Source organism: Tateyamaria sp. (genome assembly GCF_059783535.1).
The window spans coordinates 1-10,232 of record NZ_JBYNDP010000121.1; the positions used below are offsets into that span (position 1 = coordinate 1).

Sequence of the window (10,232 nt, forward strand, 5' to 3'; positions counted from 1 at the left end):
CGCAGCAGCGCAGGGTCCAACACGTCCTTACGGTTTGTTGCCGCGATGATGATCACACCTTCGTTGGCTTCAAATCCGTCCATCTCGACCAGCAACTGGTTGAGGGTCTGTTCACGCTCGTCATTGCCGCCGCCATAGCCCGCGCCACGATGGCGACCCACGGCGTCGATCTCGTCGATGAAGACGATGCAAGGCGCGTTTTTCTTGGCCTGTTCGAACATGTCACGGACACGGGACGCACCCACACCCACGAACATCTCGACAAAGTCAGAGCCGGAAATGGTGAAGAACGGCACACCAGCTTCACCGGCCACGGCACGCGCCAGTAGCGTTTTACCAGTACCCGGAGGGCCAACGAGCAGCGCACCTTTGGGGATTTTACCACCCAGACGGCTGAACTTCTGCGGATTGCGCAAGAACTCGACGATCTCATCAAGCTCGTCCTTGGCCTCGTCAATGCCAGCCACGTCGTCAAAGGTTACGCGGCCATGCTTTTCGGTCAGCATCTTGGCCTTGGACTTGCCAAAGCCCATGGCCCCACCTTTGCCGCCACCCTGCATCCGGTTCATGAAGTAAATCCACACACCGATCAGCAACAGGAAGGGCAACAACGACAGGATAAAGGTCTGGAAACCGGATTGTTGCTGCGGTTCGACCTGCACAGGCACCTCGTTTGCGATGAGCAATTCGGTGATCGCCGCATCTTCGGGCTTGATGGTCACAAAGTCTTCTGTCCCACGACGAAAGCGGACCTGCTCACCATCCAAGGTCACTTGGGTGACAGATCCATCTTCAACAGCCGAAACGAACTCGGAATAGGTGATCTCACGGCTTTGCAGCGTGTTGCCCGACCCACCAAACAGGTTGAACAGCGCGAGGATCAGCAGAAACAGAACAACCCAGAAGGCGATATTACGTGCGTTTCCCAAGGAAAATCTCCTGATAATACCGGTACGCGGCCCTCGCCGGCACCGTTTCCTCTAAGATAGACATGCTGCGCACATGTTCAATGCGATAAAAGTGCAGCAAAAAAGGCATCTTTTCCACCGTCCAGCTCCGCACTCCACTCGTCATCGAGCCCGACAAAGGGCGCCGCGACCAGACGGTCCTCGTACCAGACTGCCGGAGAGGCCGCCAGAGCAGCGCGTGGAAGACCAATATCGCGCCACCCTTCAATACCCGCCAACGCGTCGTATCCCAGCGGGCGCACCTCAAGATCGGGATCGTCTTCCGGTCCCGAAATCATCCAGCGGTCATCCCACATATCGCCCACTTCGCACACGGTGTCCTTTACCGCGTTCAACTCGCGGAACACCCAGATGGTGCCGTTTTCAACACAGATATGGCATCCATCAAGGGTTGCGGGCCGCCCTGCCCGGATCGCAGCCAAGGTGCGCGCCACAGGGTCCTTGCGCGGGGGATAGACGCTTTGCGATGTCCAGTTCAGTGTGTGCAGGATGAGCCTGCGCGCTGTTTCCTGTGGCAACAACCGAAACTTGGCCAGATCAATGGCAATCACGCCATGAACAACTTCGGCCATGTCCCGCGCGGCCAGAAAGGTTTGCCAATCCAACGCCTCACGGGCGCGCGTCATGTGCTCGGCCACCTCAACAAGCTTCTCGGTTGTAACACCCAGCGTCCCTAAAACCGCCAGGGCCTCGCGCACCCGCACGCGTTCAAAATCATGTGACAGGTTGCTCGGATCGTCACACCAGTTGATCCGCGCGTCCCGCAAAACATCACGCAAGGTCGCGCGTTCAATCTCGAGAAAGGGACGCACCCACGTGATGCCATGATGTACACGTCGCGCCGCCATGGCACTCAATCCGTCCACACCGGAACCGCGCGCCAGGCGCATTACAAAGGTTTCGGCCTGATCGTCTGCAGTGTGACCCAGGGCAATATGGGCGATGCGGTTGGCATAGGCCCAATCCGCCATGATCTCGTACCGGGCATCTCGGGCAGCAGCCTGCAAGTTGCCCTGCCCGTCCCAGCCGGTCCAGTATTCCACGTGATGCGGCAAATTCCAGCGGACGCACAAATCCGTGACAAGGGCGATCTCGTCCCGTGCCTCTTCTCGCAAACCGTGGTCTACGGTGATGACATGCAGCTCGACCTCTTGGTCACGGCAATACTCGACAAGGGCGGCCAGCAGCGCGACTGAATCCCCTCCTCCCGACACGGCCGCAGCCATGCGCTCGGGCGGGTTTGTCCCCATTTGCGCCTCAATCGCCGCGATCAGGGGCGCCATCATGGATCAGGAACAGCCGATATTCTGCATCGCGTTCTGGGCATCGGCAATGACAGCGGCGCCGGGAAAGCGGACCCCAACCTCGGCCAATGTCACACATGCCTCCTGGGTCTGGCCCAACCGACCGAGGGCAGCGCCCAGCTTGAACAATGCCTCGGGTGCAAGTGGACCTTGGGGCGAAAGGGTAAACGCCGAAAGATAGGCGCGCGCGCCTTCACGCACATCTCCGAGCCCCTCCAGCGCATCACCCCGCCGCAACTCCGCATCTATTGCGAGCGGTCCGCCGGGGTAGGTCTCATTAAAGGTCGCAAACTGGTCTGCGGCGGTGCGAAAGTCACCCGAGGCGAGCGCCTCCTGCGCCCGCTCGAAGTCTGCTTTTTCCTGCGTTGCCAGTTGTGGCGCATCCGTCGCGGGTTGCTCGACGACAGGCGCGGTTGCCGTCGGCGCCTCGCCTCCGCCCAATGTCGGGGTGTCGCCAAGGGCCGAGATATCACAGCCCTCTTCCAGCTCACACAAACGGAACTCAAGATCGCCGACCCGGTTGGTGCCATCGGTCACAACGCTGTTGATGCGAAACTCAAGCTGCTCAGTCTTGTCCGTCAGGCGCCGCAACTCGACCTCAATCGTGTTCACCCGGTCCAAAACTGATCCGCCTGCGGCCCCGCCGCCAACACCGCCGGTTGTCGACAGCTCGCGCTTCAGACGTTGCACTTCGGTGTTGAGCACAACCAGCTCCTGCCGGATATCGGCCAAGGTCTGATCCTGCGCCAGTGCCGGGCCCATCAGGCCAACCGCCAGCGCCATTGCGACAAAATACCGTTTCACCACAGACAATCCCCGTCGTGTTTGCTTAGCTGGTCAAACCACCTGCGAGCACCGTAACAGCCCGGCGGTTCTTGGCATAGCAGGCTTCTTCGCTGCACACTTCGATTGGACGCTCTTTGCCAAAGCTCACAACCTGCAGACGGCCCGGCTGCACACCTTGGCTGACCAGATAAGCACGGGCCGCATCTGCACGACGCGCACCAAGGGCAAGGTTGTATTCACGAGTGCCCTGCTCGTCCGCATGACCTTCGATAACAGCGGTGTAGTCGGCATTCTGCAGCAGCCACACGGCCTGACCATCCAATGTGGTGCGGCCTTCGGGCGTCAGCGTGGACTGGTCCACCGCAAACAGAACACGGTCACCGACCGCCTGTTGGAAATAGGCTGGCGATGCAGGGTCCGACGCGCTGCCCGGGATCGTGCCGCTGTTGGCCAGCGGATCCGTCCCCTCAGCCCCGCCGCCAAAGCGTGCCGGGTCGGTACATGCGGCCAGGCTCACGGCCGCACAGATCATCAGGATCGAAGATTTCAATTTCATGGCCTGTGCCTCTCTGTTTATCGCGCCCACTGCTTGGCGTCTTTCTGTTTGTCTACCACGTTCCTGCACACAAGAAAACGTGGGGCTTTATCGTTGCAACGGTCCCCAGGACGGGTCCGATCCGCCGTCAGGCGTGCGCACAGGGCGCAGGTTGCGGCCGGTGATGTCAACCGAATAGAGGGTCGAACGCCCGGCGGCCCCTTGGGTTTCGCGGGCAAACATGATGACGCGACCATTCGGTGCCCATGTCGGCCCCTCATCCAGGAAGGAAGCGGTCAAAAGCCGTTCCTCGCTGCCATCGGTGCGCATCACTCCAATGTGAAAACGGCCCTTCGACTGCTTGGTGAATGCAATCAGATCACCACGCGGCGACCAGACGGGCGTGCCATAGCGCCCCTCGCCAAAGGAAATGCGCCGCGCTTCACCGCCGCCAGCTGGCATGACGTAAAGCTGCTGGGTGCCGGAGCGATCACTTTCAAACACGATCTGACTGCCATCCGGGCTGAAGCTCGGCGCCGTCTCGATTGCTGGTGTCGAGGTCAGGCGCTGCGACTGGCCCGACCCAACGTTCATGGCCCAAATGTCCGTGTTTGCCCCTTGGGTCAGCGAATAAACCACTGTTTGCCCATTAGGGGCAAAACGGGGCGCAAAGCTCATCGTGCCTGGTTGGCTTTCCAGCACGCGGCGCTGCACGCTGCCGACATCCAGCACATAGATACGCGGGAAGCCTGTTTCATAGCTGGTGTACAACACGCGGTCCCCGGTCACGGAAAAACGCGGGGCCAGAACAATATCCTCGGACCCTGTCAGGTACTGGATATTCGCGCCGTCATAATCCATGACAGCCAAACGCTTGCGGCGGCTGTCCTTCGGACCTGTTTCACTGACAAAGACCACGCGGCTGTCAAAATACCCCGTCTCGCCGGTGATCCGGCTGTAAACAACATCCGCCATCTTGTGTGCAATGCGGCGCCATGCGTCGGTGGTGCCCGCCAATTGCAGTCCCTCACCCAGCTCTGCGCCCGAAAACACATCATACAAACGGAACTTCACCGAAATCTGGTCACCATTGACGGCGACAGCGCCAGCAACAAGTGCCTGTGCGTTGATTGCTTTCCAGTCGGCATACTGCACGGGTGCCGCGAAACTGCTGACCTGGCTGATAAAGGCCGATGATGGAATCTCGCGGAAAAGGCCCGTGCCGGTCAGATCCTCGGCGACAACCCGGGCGATGCGCTGGCCCCAATCGCCAGTGGCTCCGCCCTCGGGCACCAGATCAGGTATGGCCACGGGCAAGGGTTCAATGACACCCTCGGTGATCTCGATCCGCAGGGGACCATTCTGTGCCGCAGCCCATGCCGGGGCGAGACACATCAGCATCAAAAAAAGCGCTCGAACTATCATTTGATACGCATCCTTTCGGGATTGAACGTCATCTCGATTTCCTTCCACTGCCCGTACTTCTCGGCGGGCAGGTCATATCCATCACGCGTGCAGCGAATGATCGCGCGGCGCGCGGCCTCAAACGCCTGTTGTGCCGCAGCCTGGCTGCCGCCCGAGCTTGAGGCCAAGCGGATCGACGGGACCACTGGCTTGCCATCCTGTGACATGTCTACCGTAACAACCACGGTGGTCTGCAGGGCTTCGGACGACAGCGATCCAACATTCCAGCAATTCGAAACGGCCACACGCAGGGCGTCCTTTTCACCCGCAGATAGGGGCGGGCCTTGCGGCACCTCTTGCTCGGCACCGCCAAGCGCCTCGCGCAACGCGTCATTCACGTCATCGGCGGTATCTGCAGGCTCTGCTGTCTGGGTGTCCGGTTCTGCCTCTGTCTCAGGCTCCGTCGCAGGTTCGGGTTCGGATGCGGGCTCTGCCGTTTGCGCCGGCGGGCTGGGCCGCTGTGCCGGGGGACGCAAGGACGCGGTGGGGGCGCCAGCCGGCTCCTCGGCTTCCGTCACAATCTCTGTCGTGGCCTCTTCGGGGGCGGTAGCCTCCTGCTCTTCGGCCTGTGTCTCACCGTTGTCCGCTTCGGTTACAGCATCCTGCTGCACATCATCCGGCGTTGCCTCAGGCTCCGGCGGCGCAACAGGATCGGGCGCAACACGCTCGGAGGCGCGCGGAATGGGGCGAGGTGCAAGTTCGGGGACTACCACGGCCTGATCCTGCGGCACCGGCTGCACAGGCGCATCATCAACAACTTCGGGCTCGGGCTCAGGCGCAGGCGGCTCCGGGACCACATCCGGTTCCGGTGCTGGGGTCGGTTCAGGTTGTTCCGCCTCAACGGCCTGATCGGGCACAGGGGTCTCAACCGGATCGGGCTGGACGTCAGGCTCTGCCGGCAGCGCCACTTCGGTGGCCGTATCGGGCGTCGGCCCGCTGGGCAACAGCGCCTCAAACGCGTCGGACGAGATGACAGACACCTCAGTCACCTCGAACGGCAATGGCTCGGACTGAAAGGACCCGCCAAATAGCATCCAGCCGATCAGGCCAGCATGCCCGATGCCCGATATGACCTGACCGGTGTTCAAGGGTTACTCCCCCTCGCCATCCAGCGTCGGGCCGCCAATATCCGTCACAAGGCCGATGTTGGAAAAGCCGCCTGCATTGAGGGCCCCCATAACCTGCATCACCTGCTCGTAAGGCACGGCACCGTCAGCACGCAGGAACACACGGTCGCTGTCGCGCTCGGCCGCGATGGCCCGCAGACGACCCACCAGATCGGCACGCTCAACGGCTGTGGTCTGGATCTGCACCTCACCCGTCGACGTCACCGTGATGGTCAGCGGTTCCTCCTGATCGGTCGGCAGCGCATTGGCTGCCGTCTCGGGCAGGTTCACCGGCACGCCCACGGTCAACAACGGAGCAGCCACCATGAAGATGATCAAAAGCACCAGCATCACGTCCACAAAGGGCGTGACGTTGATCTCGGACATTGGACGTGCCCGGCTGCGCTTGCGCCGCCGGGACCCGCCGCCATCCTTTTGAATGACACCTGCACCCATGGCTCAGCCGTCCAACTGGCGGCTCAGGATGGTGGCGAACTCGTCCGAGAAGGCCTCATATCCTGCAACGATGCGGTCACTGTCCGCACTCAGCTTGTTGTAGAAGATCACCGCTGGAATAGCGGCCAGCAGGCCTAGACCGGTCGCCAGCAAAGCCTCGGCAATACCCGGGGCCACAACGGCCAGGTTGGTGTTCTGCTGTTCAGCGATCTCGATAAACGCGTTCATGATACCGATCACGGTGCCGAACAGGCCAATGAACGGCGCGGAGGATCCAACAGTCGCCAGAACGGTCAACCCGCCCTGCAAACTCTCGGCCTCTTTCGCAATCGCGACGTCCATGCTGCGGTCAATCCGGCTGGTGGCCCCTGCAATCAGCCCGCCATCCTCGCGGTGCGAGCGCTGCCATTCGATCATGCCCGAGGCAAAGACCTTTTCCGAGGCCCCATCGGGCTCCGGCCCAATCTTCTCAAATAGACCGTCCAACGGCTCACCCGACCAGAACGCGCGATCAAATCGATCCGCTTCGGCCCGTGCACGACGGTAAACCAGCAATTTCTGAATGATGATGCCCCACGCCCAGAACGATGCAACGATCAGCACGATCATCACCAGTTTCACCGTAAAGGTTGCGCGCAAGAAAAGCCCCCACATCGAGAAATCAACCTCGTGCGCCAGGGCGAGCGTTTCTGCTTCCATACTGCCTGCTCTTTTGTTTGGCCGCTTGTTCGGCTCTTGTCTGGCGCAAACACTAAGGGAAACCCAAGGGGAAAGCTATCACTTCGGCGTCAGAACACGCCTATTTCGCCAGAATTGCGCGGATTTCCGCGGGCAAACGCACTGGTTTCCCCTCCGTCGTCATGGTGACGGCGACAACATGCGCACGGAACAGCGCCTGCCCATCCCGCTGCACTTCCTGATCAAACGTCCACCGCACCGGGCTGGACGCCTGATGCGTCGTGACGACCTCCAACCGGTCGCCCATGCGCGCCGGAGAGATGTAATCGGCCTCAACGCGCGTGACGACAAACACAATGCCCTTTTGGCGCATCGCGTTCTGATCCAACCCCATCTCTTCCACAATGGTCGACCGGGCCCGCTCGATATAGCGCAGATAGTTGGCGTAGTAGACGACACCGGCCATATCGGTGTCCTCATAGTAAACGATGATCGGGAAGCGATGCGGGGTCATGGGGCCTGCTCGAATTGGGTAACGCCATAGATACCGACCAGCGGAAGGCGCGCAAGCCCACGTGGGACTAGGGATGGGCACTTGATGGGTGGGCGACCCAAGGGGTGCTGTTGTTTGGGTCCGATGGGCACATCAGAACGCGTTTAAGCGTTGCCCACCTCACGGAACAACAACACTCCACTGGCGGCAGCTCACAAATGCAAGCCCGCAGGGGTCTCCAAGAAACCGGGAAACCCCAATGATGCGGGGAAAGACTGTATTATGCACCGCCAGATGGGGAAACGACCGCACAATCCCGCGGGCTAAACGCCGGCACTTATCATGTCTCGAATTTTCACGGCCTTTTCAAAGTGGTCCAGTTCGTGTGTTTTGATCCACCATTCCGCCGCTTCCATCAGCAACTCAGGATCGTCATTCTTGTTGGCAAAAAATGCATAGAAAGACAGGCCTACGTTTTCCCCTTTCTTGGCGATCTTATCATTGCAAATCGCGATTGCCTTGGTTCTCAAGGTGGGTCTCATGCTGACTTTGTCCGATCTGTTCCAGTGCCACTTACCAGAACATAAAAGAACAAATACGCCCCACAACTGAATTTGCTTGGTGGGCTCGGCTCAAGCCGGGCCTGGGGCTTCGCACCGATCTGACCTGGCATGAAGTCCGCATGAAAGAGCATTGAGCTAAGGCCAGATTTGACAGCAAAACGGCGCTTCGCCGTATGCACGCGAAAGACAGAAACCAAACACTGCGTCGGCGACGAAGCCGTTTGCGGTTTTACAAGTTCTCCAGCGCGGGCCCCAGTTCTTGCCAGCTTGGCTCAATGACCTTCCATCGAATGAACCCACACCTCCGATTCTGGATCATGCAGCGCCTGCGTTCCGTCCGTGACGGCACCCAGCCTCTTTGCCACAGCCTGTGAACGTGTATTTTCCCGGTCAATGTAGCTGTATAGCCTGTCCAGTTCCAAATCGTCGAAGGCCCATTTTTTGACGGCTATCGCGGCTTCCGTGGCAAAGCCTTTTCCCTCGGCACCTTCGAACAGATGCCACGCCAGCTCGACGTCCGGCCAGTCAGAGTGTTTGATCAAGCCCACTCGGCCGACGGGATGCCCCGTCTGCTGCAGGGCGACGATAAAAAAGCCGAAGCCGTGCCAATGCCAGTGCCCAATGCCGGTCAGAAACCCGTACCAGGCCTGCTCCGCTGTGACCGTCTCCCCCTGCGCTATCATTGACGGGGCAGACGTCATGAACCGGGTGAACTCCGGCAAGTCTTCCCGCTCTGGCCCACGCAAAATCAACCGGTGCGTTGTCAGCGTAGGTGCGTTCGTGAGATTTTGCATGCGTCGCCTTTTCATCTGCAGATTTAGGTTCCAGCACTGGTCAGCATAGCGACCGGTCGCGCCTACCGGAAAGCAGCCATTCCAACTCAGCGCAGACTTTTTCGATGCGGGCTCAAAGACGCTCTGCATGAAAGCCGCGCCAAGTGCCCTCAGGAGATCGATTGCTCTCAAATTCTGAGTGGCCAGGAATAGGCGGTGCGTCAGTGTGCATGGTTCGAACCAAGCGCCTTGAGGTCCTCCCCCAGCATGTCGATGAAACGGCGCACACGCGGCTCAAGAAGGCGCTTATGGGGATACAGCGCGAGGATTGGAACCTGCCCGTGGCCGAGCCGAGGCAGAACCCGCTCAAGACGACCCTCCGCAATATCGGCCCCAACCAGCAGCCGTGGCAACAGCGCGATGCCAAGACCATCCAGGGCCGCCGCGCGCAGGGCTTCGGCACTGTCCAGCCTGAGGCGGACCTGACCTTGGGCACGAACGCGGGTGCCGTCTTCTTCTTGCAGATACCAGCCTTGTCGCTCGCCGCGGCTGGCAAACTGAAGCAGGTCGTGACGCGTGAGCTGTTCGATGTTCAAGGGACGGTCGCGCCCCTCAAAGTAGTCTGGAGCCGCGCACAAGATCGCTTCATCCCGCATGAGGGTCCGCACAATGAACCCCTGGTCAGACGCGTTCACACCCACCCGGATCGCCAGATCAAAGCCTTTCTCGACGATGTTATCGACCCGATCCGACAGCGACATCTCGATCTGTGTCTCGGGCCAGGTTTCCAGATATCGGCGCACCGTTGGCAGCAACAACCTGCGCCCCAATGCGTCAGGTGCCGTAATGCGCAAGACACCGCGCGGAACGCCGCTTTCATTGGCGATACTGTCGTCAGCGGCCTCAATTGCGTCCCGAATGGCTTGCCCATGCTCGTAGAGGCGCTTTCCCTCCTCGGTCAGGTCCAATGCGCGTGTGCTTCTGTTCAAAAGCCGCGCGCCATATCCGTCCTCAAGGCGCGCGATGGCCTTCCCGGCGGTTGAGCGCGATAGCCCGAACATCTTGCCGGCCGCAACGAAACTCCCGGTCTCAACCACCGACAGAAA

12 protein-coding genes are annotated in these 10,232 nt (G+C 60.3%); all 12 read right to left on the minus strand.

All coding sequences use genetic code 11. The annotated features are described in order from the left end of the window. On the minus strand, nt 1–929 hold a 929-nt coding region (locus AC6RA8_RS17860; RefSeq protein WP_500354512.1), incomplete at its 3' end, for an ATP-dependent metallopeptidase FtsH/Yme1/Tma family protein. A 77-nt stretch (nt 930–1,006) separates the two neighbouring features. Beyond that, nucleotides 1,007–2,254, minus strand: coding sequence for a tRNA lysidine(34) synthetase TilS (gene tilS, locus AC6RA8_RS17865; RefSeq protein ID WP_500354513.1), 1,248 nt, complete (start codon nt 2,252–2,254; stop codon nt 1,007–1,009). Between the two features lie 3 nt (nt 2,255–2,257). Then, complete coding sequence (gene ybgF / locus AC6RA8_RS17870) at nt 2,258–3,055, minus strand: tol-pal system protein YbgF (protein ID WP_500354530.1); 798 nt, start codon at nt 3,053–3,055, stop codon at nt 2,258–2,260. Between the two features lie 46 nt (nt 3,056–3,101). Beyond that, on the minus strand, nt 3,102–3,614 hold the full coding sequence (gene pal, locus AC6RA8_RS17875; RefSeq protein ID WP_500354515.1) for a peptidoglycan-associated lipoprotein Pal: 513 nt from the start codon (nt 3,612–3,614) through the stop codon (nt 3,102–3,104). Between the two features lie 87 nt (nt 3,615–3,701). Beyond that, the gene (gene tolB / locus AC6RA8_RS17880) at nt 3,702–5,018 is read right to left on the minus strand and encodes a Tol-Pal system beta propeller repeat protein TolB (protein WP_500354517.1); all 1,317 of its coding nucleotides are present in this window, start codon (nt 5,016–5,018) and stop codon (nt 3,702–3,704) included. Continuing rightward, complete coding sequence (gene tolA, locus AC6RA8_RS17885) at nt 5,015–6,145, minus strand: cell envelope integrity protein TolA (RefSeq protein ID WP_500354519.1); 1,131 nt, start codon at nt 6,143–6,145, stop codon at nt 5,015–5,017. The genes tolB and tolA overlap by 4 nt, the downstream gene beginning before the upstream one ends. Nucleotides 6,146–6,148: 3 nt before the next feature. After that, the gene (tolR, locus tag AC6RA8_RS17890) at nt 6,149–6,619 is read right to left on the minus strand and encodes a protein TolR (protein ID WP_500354521.1); all 471 of its coding nucleotides are present in this window, start codon (nt 6,617–6,619) and stop codon (nt 6,149–6,151) included. Between the two features lie 3 nt (nt 6,620–6,622). Next, on the minus strand, nt 6,623–7,318 hold the full coding sequence (gene tolQ, locus AC6RA8_RS17895; RefSeq protein WP_189368878.1) for a protein TolQ: 696 nt from the start codon (nt 7,316–7,318) through the stop codon (nt 6,623–6,625). Between the two features lie 100 nt (nt 7,319–7,418). After that, nucleotides 7,419–7,811: a YbgC/FadM family acyl-CoA thioesterase gene (locus AC6RA8_RS17900; protein WP_500354523.1), complete on the minus strand. Its 393-nt coding sequence runs from the start codon at nt 7,809–7,811 to the stop codon at nt 7,419–7,421. Nucleotides 7,812–8,113: 302 nt separating this feature from the next. Then, a complete protein-coding gene (locus tag AC6RA8_RS17905) occupies nt 8,114–8,320 on the minus strand; it encodes a DUF6500 family protein (protein ID WP_500354525.1) in 207 nt (68 codons plus the stop codon). A 305-nt stretch (nt 8,321–8,625) separates the two neighbouring features. Next, the gene (locus AC6RA8_RS17910; protein WP_500354527.1) at nt 8,626–9,162 is read right to left on the minus strand and encodes a GNAT family N-acetyltransferase; all 537 of its coding nucleotides are present in this window, start codon (nt 9,160–9,162) and stop codon (nt 8,626–8,628) included. A 185-nt stretch (nt 9,163–9,347) separates the two neighbouring features. After that, nucleotides 9,348–10,232, minus strand: an 885-nt coding sequence (locus AC6RA8_RS17915; protein WP_500354528.1) for a LysR family transcriptional regulator, incomplete at its 5' end; no start/stop codon positions are given.

Coding starts and splice junctions, on each gene's coding strand:
- tilS (WP_500354513.1), bottom strand. CDS start 2,254: ATGATGGCGCCCCTGATCGCGGCGATTGAGGCGCAAATGGGGACAAAC.
- ybgF (WP_500354530.1), bottom strand. CDS start 3,055: ATGGCGCTGGCGGTTGGCCTGATGGGCCCGGCACTGGCGCAGGATCAG.
- pal (WP_500354515.1), bottom strand. CDS start 3,614: ATGAAATTGAAATCTTCGATCCTGATGATCTGTGCGGCCGTGAGCCTG.
- tolB (WP_500354517.1), bottom strand. CDS start 5,018: ATGATAGTTCGAGCGCTTTTTTTGATGCTGATGTGTCTCGCCCCGGCA.
- tolR (WP_500354521.1), bottom strand. CDS start 6,619: ATGGGTGCAGGTGTCATTCAAAAGGATGGCGGCGGGTCCCGGCGGCGC.
- tolQ (WP_189368878.1), bottom strand. CDS start 7,318: ATGGAAGCAGAAACGCTCGCCCTGGCGCACGAGGTTGATTTCTCGATG.
- AC6RA8_RS17900 (WP_500354523.1), bottom strand. CDS start 7,811: ATGACCCCGCATCGCTTCCCGATCATCGTTTACTATGAGGACACCGAT.
- AC6RA8_RS17910 (WP_500354527.1), bottom strand. CDS start 9,162: ATGAAAAGGCGACGCATGCAAAATCTCACGAACGCACCTACGCTGACA.